Origin of the sequence: Microcystis flos-aquae FACHB-1344, from assembly GCF_014698375.1 — a bacterium.
In the GTDB taxonomy this organism is placed as follows: Bacteria; Cyanobacteriota; Cyanobacteriia; order Cyanobacteriales; family Microcystaceae; genus Microcystis; species Microcystis aeruginosa.
Genome location: NZ_JACJSW010000023.1, coordinates 1 through 17,170 on the forward strand (window position 1 = coordinate 1; position 17,170 = coordinate 17,170).

Genomic DNA, 17,170 nt, shown 5'->3' on the forward strand with positions numbered 1-17,170 from the left:
CCACATTGAACCGAGAGATACGGCATCAGCGAAGGTAATTGAGAACCGAGGAAAAAATGCGGTCGGACTGACCGTGTTAGAAAACGCTCGCGGAGGCGATTTGACGGGGATCGACCGGTTAAACCAGGTCGATCTAGTTAAAAGCCTAAGAACCGAGAATCCCCCGCTACACCGCGCTCCGCGGTTAGCGGGGGAGAGTCAATGACGACCGAATCGTGACGACTGGCCCCCCAAAACGAAAAATTAGTACCTCACTATTAAGATGACTGCCACAATCGGAAACAATACTTAAACAAAATGGCAATGCTTCAACAGAGCGCCTTCAAGTAGGGGATGATATTCTTTTTCGGAGATAGTATAGGCCCCAAATCTAGCCAGATGGGGATTTTGCATTTGGGCATCAAATAGACAGAAATCCCGTTCTCTGAGGTGTTCGACTAACTTGACCATGGCTACCTTAGAACCATCGGGAATTTTATAGAACATCGATTCCCCGATAAAAACCCCGCCAATGGCCAAACCTAAAATCCCCCCCGCTAATTGATCCCCTTGCCAAGTCTCGAAACTGTAGGCCCAACCGGCCTGGTGTAATTGCTGATAGATTTGGATTAACTGCGGGGAAATCCAAGTCAGCGAGCGATCGGCACAACCGGCACAAACCCCAACAAAATCGCGGTTAATAGCCACGCTAAAGCGATTTTGATTCAAAACTCGTTTTAGGGACTTGGGATACCTAAAACGCCGATCTAGAGGGATAAGAGCGCGATTTCTACTAGAATACCAATCCAATCGCCCCCCCTCATCGGCCATGAGAAAGTAACCGCGTGCGTATCCTTGTATAATAGAGACGGTATCCACGACTCCCTCCAAGAATTCAGTCTTGTAGCCTGATCATTCTCTAATTATGCCCGATCATCCCGCACCAATTCCGCCTATCACTTTACCACCAATCGAAAATCCCCAACAGGAACAAACTTGGCTGCGCACCGCTTTACATCGTTGGTTAGATGCGGAATTTATTCCCGAAGCTATTAATGAAACTATCGCTGAACGTGCTAGTCAAATTTTTCTGCGTCAGCGTTTGGAAGGGGAGAACGATCTCGGTTGTCTAGTAATTGCGATCATTACCGAGATGCAAGCTTTTGATTTCCGCGAAAGTTTTTATAGTGAATTTGCCATCGCTAACGCCGTCAGTGATTTAATTTTAGATAGTTTAGGAATCGATCGCTGTTGTGGGCAAAGTTAGACAGTTTTTCTTTGTTATTGGAGTTTAATTTCTATTAGCTGCTCTGCTAATTTTTTTGTACGAATGGGGTACTGATCATTTAAGAAGTTAACAAAATCTTCTTCGGGATGTGCCACGACGATATTACTATAGTTTTGGGCTAATTCCTTGAGATTGAGTTTTTGCCGCCAGGATTATAGTAGCTAAACCGGTAACGGGAGAGTCGGGTTGCTGTAAGCGCCAGTAGAGAACCAGTAAAGCCATTAACAGGGCAATTAAAGCGGAAAATAAGCCTAAATAAGTGGAAATACGCAGGGGAATCTTAGAAAAAGACACCAAGCTATTAATCGCTAAAGCTAGGGATTTTTTAAAAGTGTATTTGACTTCGCCAGCAAACCGGGGATCTCGCTCAAATTTAACAGCAGTTTGTCGGAAACCAATCCAAGCGCGCAAACCGCGGATATAACGATTCCGTTCTGGCATAGAATTTAATAGGTCCACTACCTGACGATCCATCAGACAAAAATCCCCCGTGTCCGCAGGGATATCCACGTCGGCTAATTGTCGCAGCAATCTATAGAAAACGTAGGCAGTCAGGCGTTTAAACCAACTTTCTTTTTTCCGTTTTGTTCTCTGGGCGTAAACCACATGATAACCTGCTTGCCAAGACTCAATCATTTTGGGAATCAATTCCGGTGGATCCTGCAAGTCGGCATCAAGGACAACAATAACTTGACCCCTAGCAAAATTGAGTCCTGCCGTTACTGCTGCCTGATGGCCAAAGTTACGAGCAAAGCTAATGTAACAGACCCTAGCATCTCTTTCCTGTAGTTCCCGCATTAATTTTAAGGACCGGTCCCGACTGCCATCATTAATCAGAATTAGTTCCACAGAATCATCTAAACTATCCATGACGGCACTGACACGGCGATAGAGTTCTGGAATGGTTTCTTCCTCGTTATAAATCGGGATAATTAGCGAATATTTCGGCATTTTCGAGAAGTCGAACGGACAAAAGCCGTGTTTTTATGGCGGCCGCTACGCTCTAAATATTCTGCTAAAGTATCCCTTTTGTCAACTTAATAGATTACTGCTAGACAGTGCTTTTAAATTGCCAAGGAATGATCGACCATTGCTTGCTGACGTAAACAATTCCAGTAAGCTGCATAGAGATCCGTCTGTTGACCGCGCAGGGAAGCGATCGCAGGTGCGGCAGGAAAAGGCCAGAGACGATCAAAAACCACTTCTCGATGAGCCAGACGAAACTGCAGCAAATAAACAGAAGAAGGAGCCTGTAAATTATCCAGTAATTGCGCTGCCAGCCGATGTAAAGACTTAAGACTCTCTCTTTCCAGACTAATCGGTTGACTGTAGGCGTTGGGGATCATGCCTTCTCCGATTACCTCACCGTATTCTAAACCCTTAGATGTCACCGTGATCGGCAACCAAAGATCCCCAAAAGAAGAATCTCCCTGACTGGTTTTATAGTGCAGGGTATGGGAAACCCAAGTGCGTCTTTCCTCGATATCCCGACAAGCTTGATAAACTTTTTTACCAGGAAAATTCACCCAATTGGGTAATTGAATTGTTAAGGGACACCAGATTAAATTATTCTGGCTGGTTTTACCCGACTCCATTTTTGACCACAAAGAAGCCGTCCCCGTCACCTCCACCGCCAAGGATTTAGGAACTGCATTTTTTAAGGCAATCACCATCTTTTCGGTAACGGGCGATAGCCGAGACATCTGACCACTGGCTTGAGCTTCGGCATTAACGAGAATGATAACTTTGTCCATTTCTTCTTGTGGGTTGGGTGAACTTGAACGATCAGCGGTGAGGTTGGTTAAGAGTGAGAACTGACTGGGGTTCAATGCTTCTGTAGTCGCCATGGCAAAAGCTATTTCTCTGGATTTTAGCGGATTATACAAGAGCGCAACTATTTTTTACGGATTTTTTCAACAACAACCAGCTTCGAGGCGGGATTTTTCTGCTCCCCCTCATAGAATACCTTAATTGACAGTCGCGTAAACAGTGATCAGTAAACAGTGATTAGTCAAGAAAAAATTCGACCGAATCTAAAACCTAATTGGTTAAGCTAAAAGCTTTGATGTATTTAGTTTCTAACCTTCTTTTTAGGTAGGAGAATTGCCAAATTCTTTGGTTCTTCGGTTTGTCTTATGCAACAGACAGGATTATAAGAGATGAAACCCTTATAGAGAAAGACATGGCTGCGATTTTTGTCAATTGTTTTCGATCTAGAGCGAACTAATCAATTAAATCTCTTACCAGATAAAGATTTAGTCGATTTATGCCCCCCTATCGAACCATAACAAGTAACGAAGAGCCAATTCTTTTTGGGAGCCTCTTGTCTCTTGCCTCTTGCCTGTTGCCCCTTGCCTTCAGCAGCTGATCACTGATCACCGATCACTGAAATTACTCGTCTTCAGCGAAAATAAAGCGAGTTAGTTCACTAGGATCGGGTTCGGGGCTAGATTCGGCAAATTTAACCGCTTCCTCGATTTCAGCTTGAATTTTCTGCTCGATTTCTTTTAATTCCTCTCTCGTGGCCAGATCTCGCTCGTAGAGGTAGGCGGCAAAGCGAGTGATCGGATCTCTTTCGCCCCAGAATTGTTTCTCGTCAGCACTGCGTAACTCGTCCGGATCTGCCAGAGAGTGACCCCGGAAACGATAGGTTAAGGCCTCAATTAAAGTCGGTCCCTCACCGGCGCGGGCCCGAGCCACGGCTTCTCTGGCGGCGGCATGAACGGCGACCACATCCATACCGTCCACTTCCACACCGACCATACTAAAAACACTAGCTTTTTTATAGATTTCCGGTTGAGAAGTGGCTCGATCATGGGCCATACCGATCGCCCACTTATTATTTTCCACCACATAGATAATCGGCAACTTCCAGAGAGCGGCCATATTCAGACACTCAAAAAACTGGCCATTATTACTCGCCCCATCCCCGAAGAAACAGACCGTTACCTGATCGGCACTGGCATCACCCATGGCTTCGCGACGGTACTTACTTTGAAAAGCCGCCCCGGTTGCGACGGGAATCCCCTCGGCCACAAAAGCGTAACCCCCCAAAAGCTTATGTTCGGCGGAAAACATGTGCATGGAGCCGCCCCGTCCTTTACTACAGCCGGTAGCTTTGCCGAATAACTCCGCCATTACCTCTTGAGCGGGAACTCCGGCACTGAGGGCGTGGACGTGATCGCGATAGGTGCTAGAAACGTAATCTTCTCCCTGACGCAAGGCTTTAATAATACCGCTAGATATCGCTTCTTGACCGTTGTAGAGGTGGACAAAACCGAACATTTTGCCTCGATAATACATTTCGGCACATTTATCTTCAAACATCCGCCCCAAAACCATATCCTCGTATAGGCGAAGACCTTCAGCTTTGGTAATAATGATGGAAGCAGGATTAAAGGTTGGTAAAGTACGTTCGGAAATCATAGGGTCTGTAGTATCATTTAGACAACAAAAAGGCAAGGGGAGAGGAAGCGGTAGGTTTTTCGAGAATTCTGGCAGTGAATTTTTTAGGCTTAAACCAAGGGGTTCTTGGTATTTTCTCTCTCAAATCTAATCTTAGTCAGTCAGAGATTGGCTAGGATAAGATGGTATCTTGTTATTTTACTCGCTCCGCTCTCACTTACATCACTTAATTCACTAAGGACTCTCCAGAGTTGAGGTACAGCTAACCGTGCGCATTCCTCTCGACTACTACAGGATATTGGGAATCCCCTTTCAGGTGAGTGCCGAGCAGATTGATTTGGCCCACGCCGACCGGGGACGGCAATTGCCACGTCAAGAATACAGTCAAACAGCGATCATTGCCCGTCAGCACTTGTTAGATGAAGCTTACCAAGTGTTAAGTGCTGCGGATCGCCGTCGTGATTACGATGCTCAATTTTTTGATCCCAATCCCTTGCTTCTCAACCCAGAAAGCAGCGCCGAAAACCTAGATTCTCAGGCTGGGGGGCTGGCTGCGGCTTCCTCAGAATATCTCACTCCCCAGATTACCATTGCCCCCGCCGATCTGGTGGGAGCTTTGCTCATCCTGCAAGAGTTGGGAGAATACGAGTTAGTGATTCGTTTGGCCGAAACTTATCTAGATTTAGAGCCAACTACTCGCCCAGACATGATCTTAACCTTGGCTTTGGCCTACGGGGAATTAAGTCGGGAATATTGGCAGGATAAAAATTATGAACAGGCGGCCAGCACCGCGGCCAAAGCCCTGACTTGGTTGGAACAAGAACAAATGTTCCCGCAAGTGGCCAGCGAGATTCGCCATGATTGCGATCGCCTGCGCCCCTACCGGATACTGGAATTGTTATCCCAAGAAAAAAAACCTAGTCTTGCCCGTCAGCGCGGCTTAAATCTCTTGGAGGAGATGTTGGCCGCTCGCGGCGGCATCGATGGCCAGGGTGACGATCGCTCTGGGTTGGGGGTGGATAATTTTTTACGCTTTATTCAACAGTTACGGGTTTATTTAACTCAGGCCGAACAGGAGAAAATCTGGGCAAAAGAGGCACAACGCCCCTCGGCGGTGGGTAATTATCTGCTGGTCTATGCCTTGATCGCCCGCGGTTTCGCCCAAAAACAACCCGCCGCTATTGTCGCAGCCAGCGATCGCCTACAGCAATTACAAAAACATCAGGATGTCTCCCTAGAGCGATCAATCTGCGCCCTACTGCTCGGTCAGACGGAACGAGCAAGCACAATTTTAGAAAAAAGTCAAGAGCAAGAAATATTAAATTATATTAAGGAACAATCCGGGCAATCTGCCGATCTTTTACCCGGGCTATGTCGTTACGGTGAGCGTTGGTTACAAACAGAAGTTTTCTGCCATTTTAGTGATTTAGTCGAGCGGAAAGCCTCACTCAAAGAGTATTTTGCCGAGGAAGAAGTACAAAATTATTTAGAAGAATTGTCAGGTTTTCCTGACGAAAAAGTTCCCGTCGAGGTTCGAGAAAAGGCCAGCGAACCCTTAGAATCGGAAGTAAATGTTCTGAAAACCCACACCCCCCCCACCCATTTAAACCCAGTGCCAGGAGTGACACCGATGAGGGAATCTGCTTATTCTTCTTCCCACTCTCGTCCCCAAAAACCGTCTTTAGCTAGAGTTAACGGTGAGCGGACAAGCACTGCTGTACCTGCCCTGAGAGCCACCGCTCAGGAGGAAACTCTCACCCCCTATACTCAGGGTAGTGTGGTGGTGACAGCAGCCTATCGTCAACCGGCACTTAATCCCCCCCGTCGTCGTCCTAGTCGCCCGCGCCACCAAGCAGCAGGCAACTCCGGGCCGGCAGCCCTAGAAACGGCAAAAACTGCCCTAGTCGCACCGAAACGGAGACGACCAGCCCGCAGAAAACTGCGACTCGATCGAGTGGCGATATTGGGGGTAGGATTAGTGGGAACAATCGCGGTTTTGTCCCTGGGGGTGAAGGCAATTGTCGATAGTCAATCTCCTTTGGCAGCCTTGCAAGGGGAACAGTTACCGATTTCTTTAAATACTCCCATACTAGAAATTCCCTCGGCTAATGCGGAAGTGATGGAAGGGATTCCCTTGGACAAGGAAACAGCCAAGGAGACGATTCAAGCTTGGTTAGCGGTAAAATCGGCCGCTTTTGGCAGTGAACACCAAAAAGAGCAATTGAAAGAGGTTTTAACAGGTTCAGCCTTAGAAATTTGGCAAAAACGAGCGGCGGCTTTACAGGGAAATAACTATTGGCGCTACGATCATCAAGTGGATGTGCGCTCGGTCACTAATAATGCGAAAAATCCTAATTTAGCGACGGTGGAAGCGATAGTCAACGAAAAGGCCATGTATTTCCATAATGGCAAGGAAATTGTCAATCGTTCCTATAATGAGTCCTTGAACCTGCGCTATGATTTGGTACGGCAAGGAGATAAATGGTTAATCGAAAAAACCCAAGTCTTACCCTGATTTTTCCCGATTAAATCCCCAAAAAACTAGGTTTTAAGCTGCCCGCGCCTCCAATTAAGACTGCATGGCAGCTTTTTCAGTGGCAAGTGGCAAGTGGGGGAGCAGGGGAGCAGGGAGAAAAAAGCTGATAACTGATAACTGATAACTGAATTCTGACTCCTGCAAAGGCAAACTTTGTACCTCACCATTAAGATAACTTCTATATCTTTAGACTGATAAATGCTCGATTCGCTTAATATTTTTTAACATAAAATATGCTCTTTGATTGCTGTAATTAGTTCCCTAGAAGTCAAGCTAATGAGTTATGATCCTAGGTAGGAATCCATAGTTCTTAGAGGAAAAAAGCGGGGCAATCTCAATGTTTTGCCCACCGACAAGACCATGATTTTGATGTTTTAAAAATCTCGCATAAGTCTTTAAGAACTTTTAAAATCAGCATTCACACAGGAGGGATATTATGACAGGTAAGAGTAAACGCGGTTTTGCCTCTATGGATCAAGCTAAACAACGGGAAATCGCTAGTAAAGGTGGTAAAGCTGCTCATCAAAAAGGTACAGCCCACGAATTTACCTCCGAAGAGGCTCGCGAAGCGGGACGAAAAGGTGGTGAAGCGGTTAGCCGAGATCGCGCCCACATGGCAGCTATCGGACGGGAAGGGGGCAAAAATTCTCACAAAGGCAGTGGCAAAAACTCAAACTCCGAGGAAAATTACCCAGCCAACGAGTCTATAGGTGAAAACTACTCAGATTTTAGCAACTCGGAGGCAAATAGTTGACTTTGGTTGACTTTTTCTCGGGCTGAGAGGGTCTTAGGTGTTAGGTGTTGGGATTTTAGGGTTTTAGGGTTTTAGGGTTTTAGTTGAATTCCCCCATTTCCCCATTTCCCCATTTCCCCATCCCCCCATTTCCCCATTTCCCCATTCCCCCAATAAATACTTAAGGTTCGATACTGACAATCCAAGTCCCAACGTAGAGACGGACGGGAATATTGCCAGAGGCAATCACATCACAGGTAAAGTAATAAGTGCCTAATTCAGGATTTCTGACATTAGACATGACGATTTCAACTTTGCTGGTCGGATCGATCGCTTGTTCGGGGACAATTTGAATAATGCGACTATCCTTATCCCAAACCACTTCCTTTAAAGGTAAAGATTTGCCGTTGGTGCGTACCTCGATTTTATTGGTGTCAAACTGGCCGTTAAAATAATCGGGATAGGAAATAAAAAAAGCCGAGGCCCCTTGGGAGAGTTTTTTCGGGGGAATATAGAGTTTATAACGATCCATTTGCCGGGGACGACCACCAAATTGCAAGAAATAATCTAAGATATCCTTGCGATCGACTCCACTAAAAATGGTTAGGCCGGGGTTGCCATTGGCTAAAGTTATTTTTGGTAAAATAACCCCCGCACCCACAGCTAAAGATAGAGCAATTAAAGCGGGTGCCTTAGCATATTTAATTATTTTTGTCAAGAGTTTTAACATAAATTTTAACCCAAGGTGAGGGGGACGGTGATGGCCGCAAGGGGCCGAATACAGTTCAACTGTAACAAAACTCGATCGTTTCTTACCTAGACCTTTGCCAGTCCGATAAGTGTCTTGATTAACGCTTCATCGCTCGCGCCATATCCCGTTGATCCTGACGACGTTTCAAATCTTCGCGTTTATCGTGTAATTTTTTGCCTCTACCGAGGCCAATGCTGATTTTTACCCAACTACCTTTAAAATACATCTTCAAAGGCACAAGAGTTAAGCCTTTCTGTTCCACTTGACCGATGAGTTTGCTGATTTCCTTTTTGTGCATCAACAATTTTCTCGTCCGGCGCGGATCGTGATTAAAATATTCGCTACTCTGTTCGTAGGGGGAAATATGAACATTAATTAACACCGCTTCACCATTGCGGACTAAAACGTAACCATCCCGCAGGTTTACCTTACCGGCACGCACGGATTTAACCTCGGTCCCCAGCAACTGCACCCCCGCTTCAAAAGTCTCTAAAATCTCGTAGAGATGGCGCGCTTGCCGGTTATCAGTGATAATTTTGATTTTGTCGTCTTGATTGGCCATATAGTCAACTGAAAAGTGAAAAGTAAAAAAGCGATTGGTAGAGGCAGTATCGGCTAATTATCTCGATTTTTCCATGTCCTTATCTTTATATCTTACTCGCTCTTTTGCTCTCTCTGGACTGACTGCTTGCCGCTCTTTGGTGATCACTGGCCTTGTCAGGGGGAACGAGAAGGGAGAAAATGAGAGCAGTGTTAAATTTTTATGAAGTTTGGTTCTGTGGACAAAATTCGTACTGTTTCCGATAGTAAGCGTGATTTTTATACTCGCCACACCCGCCCCATCAATTCGGTATATCGGCGCGTGGTTGAGGAATTATTAGTTGAGATGCACCTGCTCTCCGTTAATGTAGATTTCCATTATGATCCAATTTATGCCCTTGGTGTGGTTACTTCTTTCGAGAAGTTCATGGAAGGCTATCGTCCGGGGGAGGATAAACCGAATATTTTTAATGCTTTGTGCCAAGCGGTTAACGGTAATCCCGAAGTCTATCGTCGTGATGCCGAAAATATGATCGCTATTGCCAAAGAAACTAATATTGATTCCTTGCTTTCCCAACTGCAAAACCCTGCTCTGGGGGGTAACAATCAGTTGTCTGATAGTTTAGTTTCGGTGATCAACGCGCCTAAGTTTAAGTATAGTCGCCTGTTTGCCATCGGTCTCTATACTATTTTGGCGGAAGCACAACCGGACATGATCAAGGAAAAAGAAAAACGCGAACAAATTTTGCCAAAGTTCTCAGAAATTCTCCGTCTCTCCAGCGAGAAACTGCAAAAAGACCTCGATGTTTATCGCGGTAATCTTGATAAAATGGATCAGCTGCTCAAGGTGATCGAAGATGCCCTAGAAGCAGAAAAGAAAAAACGTCAACAAAAAGAACAGGAAAAACAAACCACCCTGCAATAAAGGCTCTCAACCGGAAATTACCGCGTGCAGACAAGGGAATAGGGAACAGAAAAAGGATTAAATCGGCTCTCTTTCTTTACTGTTCCTTCTGACCTCGTTCTAAAATTAAGATCGGCAACCCTTAATATTTATCTCCCGTGACTAACTCCTCCATCACCGCACCCGTAACCGATATTTTGGCAAAAGCGCGGTCAGGGGCGAATTTATCGGCAAAAGAAGCGATTATCTTGCTAGAAACTACCGATAACCGTTTAATTGCCCGGATTCGGGAAACGGCCGACTTTTTGCGTCGTCAACAGGTGGGAGATACCGTCACCTACGTTATCAATCGCAACATTAATTTTAGTAACATCTGTGAGCAGCATTGCAGTTTTTGTGCATTCAGACGCGATGAAAATGAAGAAGGGGCCTTCTGGCTTAATTTAGAGGAAATTATCGCTAAAGCGGCGGATGCCGTCCGTCGTGGGGCGACGGAAATTTGTATGCAGGGAGGATTAAACCCAAAAGCCAAGATTAAGGGCAATTCCTTAGACTATTACCTCGAAATTGTTAAAAACCTGAAACAAGCCTTTCCTGACCTGCATTTACACGCTTTTTCACCCCAAGAAGTCCAATTTATTGCTAGAGAAGACGGTTTAAGTTACGAAAAAGTTATCGCTTCCCTGCAAGAAGCAGGAGTCAATTCTCTGCCGGGGACGGCTGCCGAGGTGTTGGTGGATGAGGTAAGACGGGTAATTTGTCCAGAAAAAATCGATGCCGCCACTTGGTTAGAAATAGTCGGTATTGCCCATCGCTTGGGGTTACATACCACCAGTACCATGCTCTGCGGTCATATTGAAACCCCTAGCCAACAGGTGCAGCACCTCGAAAAAATTAGAAAACAGCAAGAAATCGCCCTAGAAAATAATTATCCGGCTAAAATCACCGAATTTATTTTATTGCCTTTTGTGGGACAATCGGCCCCCAAACCCCTGAGACATCGAGTCGGACGGGATCAACCAATTTTAGCCGATACATTAAAATTAACGGCAGTGGCGCGGATTTATTTGGGCAATAGCATTAAAAATCATCAACCCAGTTGGGTAAAATTGGGCTTACAGGGGGCGACAGAGGCCTTAAACTGGGGTTGCAACGATCTCGGTGGTACTCTCATGGAAGAACATATTACCACTATGGCCGGGGCCCTGGGCGGTACTTGTTTGACCGTCGAGGAATTAGCAACGGCGATTAAATCCCTCGATCGCCCGGCCCGTCAACGAGATACAATCTATTAACTAGGGTTTGCTGAAAGAGTTTTTCGTGGGGGCAGGGTGTGGCCCCCCCAACCCCCCCGACATCGGGGGGGCAGCTGGGGTGTAGGGTTTTCCCCATTTTCAGGGGGTCAATTACCTAATTTTCAGGGAAAAAGTGCCTAAATTTCCCCCCCGATCACCCCAATGTCTGGCACTTTTTGATGGGAAAAAAGTCTAAAATTCTTATCCAACAAGGTTTTTAGATTTATTCAGCAGACCCTAAGTAGGGTTTGCTGAAAGAGTTTTTTCAGCTTAATCAAGCCCAACAATCTCCCCCTTACCGGCAATCACTTCGCCGATTTGGTAGGCATTAATCCCAGAGGATTGTAGTTGATTAATAGTCAATTGCGCCAGATCCGATGGGACAATGATCACAAAACCGATACCCATATTAAAAGTATTAAACATGGCTTCGGGATTAACCGATCCCATCTGGGCTAACCAGTGAAAAATCGGCAAAACCGGCCAACTTTCTCGGTAAATCTGCACGGAATGCCCTTTACCTAAGCAGCGGGGCAAATTTTCCGGGATGCCACCCCCGGTAATGTGGGCCATGGCGTGAATATCTAACCCAGAGCGCAGAAGTTCTAGCACAGGTTTGACATAAAGTCTAGTGGGAGTTAACAAAACTTCACCTAAGCTAGAGCCAGCCAAAATTTCGGGGCAATCTTGCCAATTTAAGCTCTGGGTGTCGATAATCTTGCGAACAAGACTAAAACCGTTACTGTGAACCCCACTACTGGCTAAACCGATAGCCACATCGCCGATTTGCACCTTACTGCCGTCGAGTAATTGACTTTTTTCGACAATACCGACGCAAAAACCCGCTAAATCGTACTCTCCTGCCGAATAAAACCCCGGCATCTCCGCCGTTTCCCCTCCCAAAAGAGTACAACCACTATCACGACAGGCCCTAGCGATTCCCGATACCACCGCTGCTAACTGTGACGCTTCCAGTTTACCGGTGGCGAGATAATCCAAGAAAAATAAAGGTTCAGCCCCGGAGGTTAAGACATCGTTGACGCACATGGCCACGAGGTCAATTCCCACCGTATCATGGCAATTGAGACTATGGGCAATTTTCAGCTTGGTTCCCACACCATCAGTTCCCGATACTAACACCGGTTGCCGATAACCGGAAGGTAACTGAAAATAGCCGCCAAAACCGCCTAAACCGCCGATAACTTCGGGACGGAAGGTACTTTCCACATTTTGGCGAATTTTCTCGACAAAAGCGCGTCCCGCTTCCACATCCACGCCCGCTTCTTTATAATCCATGCCCAATTGACCGATTGTATCTCTCAAATTTTACCCAGATTTCGGTCCCATGGGAATTATGAATTATGAATTATGAATTGGGAAGTGGGGAGGAAAGGGTGCGCGAGACGGCCAAAATTGCTGCTTTGACTCGAAGGTGACAATCCGTCGTAACGCAGCACCTATGATCGACTCATCGACTAAGTAGCTGGTTACAATTAAAGATAAAATACAAAGAACCAGAAGCCTGCGCCACTATCTAACAATTAATTGAGATTGCTTAATTAGGGTTTGCTGAAAAAGTACGGGCGAAGCATTCGGATAGAAAATCTACGGTTTCACCGATAGGTTATTACCCGAATGCTTCGCCCCTACAGGACGCAATCGCCGCTCAAGATGCCAGGTTTTGAAGCACGATTATCTCAAAATCTTGCACCTGTTTCGCAAGAAAAGCCACAAAACTCTTACCTTGCCTACATTTCACATTTATTCAGCAAGCCCTAATTAATTAGGAGTTTAGCAAAATGTCTAACGAAACGGTCACTTATTCCCTTGAGGCTGTCTTGACAAGGATTGAGGGGAAAATCGACTTTTTACAAAGAGATGTCAACGAGCGTTTAAACAAGCTAGAGATAGGACAATCAGAATTAAGAGGGGACATTAAAGCTTTAGATGAGCGACTAACCGCAGAAATTAAAGGGTTAACTGCAAGAGTCGCTGATCAGGAATTTACCAATCGGGGGATTCTGATAGCTTTGGTTGTTGCCATTTTAGGAGGAGCGGCCAAAATTTTTGGTTTTCTCCCCAATCCTTGACAGCGATCGCATAATGTTTGCAGAAATTAACGCCCAATTGAAACGGCTAAAAAATTAAACTACAAAGATCGAGTTTCTTTTCTGTCAATCTTCTTGGGGATATTTTTCCCAAAGATCTGTGATTTGGCGAAGACTTTGGAAGTTGCCATTACCGAGGATCAAATGATCTAGGAGAGGAATGGCTAGATAGGTGGCTCCCTGTAATAATTGTTCTGTGAGTAGAATATCGTCTTGACTAGGCGCAAGTGACCCAGTGGGGTGATTATGGGCGATAATTAACTTAGTAGCTGATTGTTTCACTACTTCTCGAAAGATTTCTCGCGGATGTACCAGGGTTTCTGTGGCTGTGCCGATAGTAATCACTTTGAGTGCGATTAACTGATTTTTGACATCGAGTAAAATAACGGCGAAACGTTCCTGAGACTGATACATTAGTTCGTGTCCAAGAATAGCGGCAGCGGTATCGGGACTATCGATGACCATTTTTTCCGTCGGTCGTCGTTGAAAAGCCCGTTTTCCCAATTCGATCGCCGCTAGAATAGTAGTGGCCTTAGCCGGTCCAATGCCATGAATAGCGGTTAATTCATGGGGGTGAATATCCCTCAAAACGTCCAAAGGCTCCCGGCGATATTTACTCAATTCGTTGAGAATATGCTGTCCTAAACCCACTGCCGAGAGTTTGCCTTTACCTTGACCTGTAGCTAGTAAAATCGCTAATAATTCGGCGTTACTGAGGTTTTTCGCCCCGACACTGATTAAACGTTCCCTGGGTCTTTCACTGACGGGAATATCGGCAATTCTTAAGCTGTAGGTCATGGAAGTGGCAAGCTACCGCGATAAAATTCCATCATAATCGCAATTTTAGCCAGTGCCTAGAGGGATTTGGCCCGTAAATCAAGGGGAAAAACTCTCCTTACCGATAGCGAATTCCCGCATCTTCGAGGCGCTGTAAAGCTTCCCCTAATCGCGGGATATCGGCGATTAAACTGACGCGCACATAACCTTCCCCTCCCTCTCCAAAAGCATTGCCCGGAGTGACAACGACACCAGTTTTTTGGAGGACGCTGAGGGCGAAATCCGTGGAAGTCATACCGACGCTACAGGGTACCCAGAGATACATTGTCGCCTTAGAGGGGGGAATATCCCAACCTAATTGCGCCAAACCTTTGATGAAAAAATCTCGTCGCTGCCGGTATCTTTCCTGTACTTGTTTGACGTATTCATCCGGCAGTTGTAGGGCGGTTTCGGCCGCCTTTTGGATGACGGAAAAGATGCCATAATCGAGATTGGTTTTCAGGGTGCGTAACCCTTGAATAATATCGGAATTGCCCACGACAAAACCGACGCGCCACCCGGCCATATTATAGGTTTTCGAGAGGGTATGAAATTCCACACTAATCTCTTTTGCCCCCGGAATTTCTAATAAACTGGTGGGCTGATAACCATCAAAACTTAATTCAGCATAACAGAGATCATGGACGAGCATAATCTCATAGTGCTGGGCCCAGGCAACGATTTTCTCAAAAAATTCTCGGGGGGCAATGGCGGCGGTGGGGTTACTGGGATAGTTAAAATAGAGGATTTTCGCCTGTTTAGCCACATCTTCGGGGATAGAATCGATATCTATCAGCCAATCCTGTTCTGCTTTTAAAATGATCGGGTATAGCGTCGCCCCAGCAATCAAGGGACCGCGAAAATGGGCGGGATAGGCGGGACTGGGAACTAAGACCACATCGCCGGGGTTAACATAAGCCAAAGCCAGGTGGGATAGGCCCTCTTTGGAACCTAGCAGCGGTAAAGCTTCGTTATCGGGATTGAGTTCCACAGCATAACAGCGATCATACCATTTAGCGATCGCTTCTCGGAAACTGGCGGTTCCTTCAAAGGGTGGATAACCGTGAAATTGGGGGGTTTCAAAAGCTTGAATGGCCGCTTCGATAACTGGACGCGGGGCAGCACCGTCCGGGTTGCCCATACCTAAATCGATTAAATCTAGTCCTTCTTTGCGGGCTAAGGCTTTTAATTCATCCAAGCGGGCGAAAACGTAGGGGGGTAAGGCACTTAATCGCTTGGCGCGGCTATTCGTCCAATCTACACTCATTACTTCTTGGCTTACTGATCGAGGTGATCTAACATTATGACACGAGTGTATGGCTAATTTAGCAGTCAGTTATTAAGCTGACTTCTTTGTGCCTCAATATTGCTAGAATTGCCTGACATCGGAGATGGAGAGCCAAACTAAGGTAATCTGATTAATAGAGGCTGAAAATTACTGATTAGCCCCAGCATTACCCCCATTCTTCGCCATTATCGGCCGGTAAGTCCTGACTCCTCACTCCTCAATTCTTTTGTAAAATATGACTGCGATCGCTGTTCAGATAACTTCTATTTTACCCCCCGACACGACAGTTATCACCTGGCAACAAGTGCCAAAAGAGGAACAAGAAAGATTATCAAGGGCAATTAGGGGCAAAAGTCCTGAAATTATAGTTTATCCCGCTAATACAACCGCTTTATCCTCTCTGGTGCGTTTTACCAACGAAAATCGTCTGTCTTTACTGGCCTACGGTCAAGGCAGTAAATTAGATTGGGGTGGGTTAGTCGAGTCGCCCGATATTTTAGTTAGTACCCAAAATCTCAACCGGATTATTGACCATGCTAGGGGAGATTTAACTATAACCGTGCAAGCTGGGCTTAAACTAGCGGATTTACAGGTTTTTTTAGCTCCTAGCGGTCAATTTCTTCCTCTTGATCCCAGTTACGCCGATAATGCCACGATTGGCGGTATTATAGCCACAGCCGACGCGGGAACATGGCGGCAAAGATACGGTGGTGTCCGGGATCTGATCCTAGGATTCTCCTTTATCCGTCACGATGGCGAGATTGCTAAAGCTGGAGGGCGTGTGGTCAAGAATGTGGCGGGATACGACATGATGAAGCTATTTACGGGTTCCTACGGCACTTTAGGGATTATCGATCAGATTACCCTACGACTGTATCCCGAAACTGCTAACTCAGAAACCCTGATAATCACTGGAAATAGCGAAAATATTAGCAAATTGAGTCAAGTTATTCGGCAATCGGCCTTAACTCCCACCGTGGCTGAATGTTTAAACCCAGGGATGACGCAAGCACTAGGATTAGGGGAAAAAGTCGCTTTACTGCTGCGTTTTCAAAGCATTCCCGAAAGTATTAGCGAACAATCGCAACAGGTGAGTTATTTAGGGCAACAGTTAGATTGTCAGACTAATTATTATCGGGATGAGGAAGAAGTTTCTCTAGGGCAAAGATACCGAAAAACAATCGATAATTATGACCAAGAGGGCATTTTTTTCGGCAAAATAGGATTATTACCTAGCAATTTAGCTCTAGTGATCGACCAAATTAACGGACTAGCCTCGATTAATATTAGTAGTGGGGTGGGTAAAGTTATCTTAAAATCGGAGGAAAATCTTGACAAAATTCGCTCTTTATGCAGTGCCAATCAGGGTTATTTAACGGTGTTAACTGCGCCGCCATCGCTAAAAGAAAAAATTGAACCTTGGGGCTATACAGGTAACGCAATTACCATGATGAAAACCCTAAAAACTAAATTCGATCCTCACGGTATTTTTAGTCCTGAACGCTTTCTTAACAAAATCTAATTAAA

15 protein-coding genes and 2 pseudogenes are annotated in these 17,170 nt (G+C 45.7%); 8 read left to right on the forward strand and 9 right to left on the reverse strand.

The window, feature by feature from the left end:
• Positions 1 to 205, forward strand: a pseudogene (locus H6G48_RS25820) (hypothetical protein); the annotation flags it as partial.
• An 83-nt stretch (positions 206 to 288) separates the two neighbouring features.
• Here H6G48_RS25820 and aat read toward each other — a convergent pair.
• Positions 289 to 870 (reverse strand): leucyl/phenylalanyl-tRNA--protein transferase, encoded by a 582-nt coding sequence (aat, locus tag H6G48_RS01025; RefSeq protein WP_190718221.1) that lies wholly within the window; start codon positions 868 to 870, stop codon positions 289 to 291.
• A 34-nt stretch (positions 871 to 904) separates the two neighbouring features.
• Between aat and H6G48_RS01030 the strand changes: the two genes are divergently transcribed.
• Positions 905 to 1,246, forward strand: a complete 342-nt coding sequence (locus H6G48_RS01030; protein ID WP_190718224.1) for a hypothetical protein — start codon at positions 905 to 907, stop codon at positions 1,244 to 1,246.
• Between the two features lie 165 nt (positions 1,247 to 1,411).
• Here H6G48_RS01030 and H6G48_RS01035 read toward each other — a convergent pair.
• From H6G48_RS01035 to pdhA, 3 genes and pseudogenes are all read right to left on the reverse strand, one after another.
• Positions 1,412 to 2,218, reverse strand: a pseudogene (locus tag H6G48_RS01035) (glycosyltransferase family 2 protein); the annotation flags it as partial.
• A gap of 113 nt (positions 2,219 to 2,331) precedes the next feature.
• Positions 2,332 to 3,114 carry a hypothetical protein gene (locus H6G48_RS01040; RefSeq protein WP_190718227.1) on the reverse strand — a complete coding sequence of 261 codons (783 nt, stop codon included), beginning with the start codon at positions 3,112 to 3,114 and terminating at the stop codon, positions 2,332 to 2,334.
• Positions 3,115 to 3,658: 544 nt separating this feature from the next.
• Positions 3,659 to 4,693 (reverse strand): pyruvate dehydrogenase (acetyl-transferring) E1 component subunit alpha, encoded by a 1,035-nt coding sequence (gene pdhA / locus H6G48_RS01045; RefSeq protein WP_012267065.1) that lies wholly within the window; start codon positions 4,691 to 4,693, stop codon positions 3,659 to 3,661.
• A 247-nt stretch (positions 4,694 to 4,940) separates the two neighbouring features.
• Here pdhA and H6G48_RS01050 point away from each other — a divergent pair, with 247 nt between their 5' ends.
• Both H6G48_RS01050 and H6G48_RS01055 read left to right on the forward strand, forming a co-directional pair.
• Positions 4,941 to 7,187, forward strand: coding sequence for an IMS domain-containing protein (locus H6G48_RS01050; RefSeq protein ID WP_190718229.1), 2,247 nt, complete (start codon positions 4,941 to 4,943; stop codon positions 7,185 to 7,187).
• A gap of 457 nt (positions 7,188 to 7,644) precedes the next feature.
• Positions 7,645 to 7,962 (forward strand): KGG domain-containing protein, encoded by a 318-nt coding sequence (locus tag H6G48_RS01055; RefSeq protein WP_190718232.1) that lies wholly within the window; start codon positions 7,645 to 7,647, stop codon positions 7,960 to 7,962.
• Between the two features lie 160 nt (positions 7,963 to 8,122).
• Here H6G48_RS01055 and H6G48_RS01060 read toward each other — a convergent pair whose 3' ends face one another.
• On the reverse strand, positions 8,123 to 8,671 hold the full coding sequence (locus H6G48_RS01060) for a DUF2808 domain-containing protein (protein ID WP_190718235.1): 549 nt from the start codon (positions 8,669 to 8,671) through the stop codon (positions 8,123 to 8,125).
• Between the two features lie 118 nt (positions 8,672 to 8,789).
• The gene (smpB, locus tag H6G48_RS01065; protein WP_002732921.1) at positions 8,790 to 9,254 is read right to left on the reverse strand and encodes an SsrA-binding protein SmpB; all 465 of its coding nucleotides are present in this window, start codon (positions 9,252 to 9,254) and stop codon (positions 8,790 to 8,792) included.
• A 216-nt stretch (positions 9,255 to 9,470) separates the two neighbouring features.
• Between smpB and psb29 the strand changes: the two genes are divergently transcribed.
• Together psb29 and cofH are read left to right on the forward strand one after the other, a co-directional pair.
• Positions 9,471 to 10,157, forward strand: coding sequence for a photosystem II biogenesis protein Psp29 (gene psb29, locus H6G48_RS01070; protein WP_186814365.1), 687 nt, complete (start codon positions 9,471 to 9,473; stop codon positions 10,155 to 10,157).
• A gap of 137 nt (positions 10,158 to 10,294) precedes the next feature.
• Positions 10,295 to 11,431 (forward strand): 7,8-didemethyl-8-hydroxy-5-deazariboflavin synthase subunit CofH, encoded by a 1,137-nt coding sequence (cofH, locus tag H6G48_RS01075; RefSeq protein ID WP_190718238.1) that lies wholly within the window; start codon positions 10,295 to 10,297, stop codon positions 11,429 to 11,431.
• A 270-nt stretch (positions 11,432 to 11,701) separates the two neighbouring features.
• Here cofH and purM read toward each other — a convergent pair whose 3' ends face one another.
• A complete protein-coding gene (gene purM, locus H6G48_RS01080; RefSeq protein WP_190718261.1) occupies positions 11,702 to 12,727 on the reverse strand; it encodes a phosphoribosylformylglycinamidine cyclo-ligase in 1,026 nt (341 codons plus the stop codon).
• A 503-nt stretch (positions 12,728 to 13,230) separates the two neighbouring features.
• Here purM and H6G48_RS01085 point away from each other — a divergent pair.
• Entirely contained in the window at positions 13,231 to 13,521 is a 291-nt protein-coding gene (locus H6G48_RS01085; protein WP_072927055.1) for a DUF4164 family protein, read from the forward strand.
• Positions 13,522 to 13,605: 84 nt separating this feature from the next.
• On the opposite strand, the gene radC is transcribed toward H6G48_RS01085, so the two are convergent.
• Positions 13,606 to 14,337, reverse strand: coding sequence for a RadC family protein (radC, locus tag H6G48_RS01090; protein ID WP_004162729.1), 732 nt, complete (start codon positions 14,335 to 14,337; stop codon positions 13,606 to 13,608).
• A 97-nt stretch (positions 14,338 to 14,434) separates the two neighbouring features.
• Positions 14,435 to 15,622, reverse strand: coding sequence for an aspartate aminotransferase (locus H6G48_RS01095; RefSeq protein WP_190718242.1), 1,188 nt, complete (start codon positions 15,620 to 15,622; stop codon positions 14,435 to 14,437).
• 256 nt (positions 15,623 to 15,878) lie between these two features.
• Here H6G48_RS01095 and H6G48_RS01100 point away from each other — a divergent pair, with 256 nt between their 5' ends.
• A complete protein-coding gene (locus tag H6G48_RS01100; protein WP_190718245.1) occupies positions 15,879 to 17,165 on the forward strand; it encodes an FAD-binding oxidoreductase in 1,287 nt (428 codons plus the stop codon).
• The last annotated feature ends 5 nt before the right edge of the window (positions 17,166 to 17,170 follow it).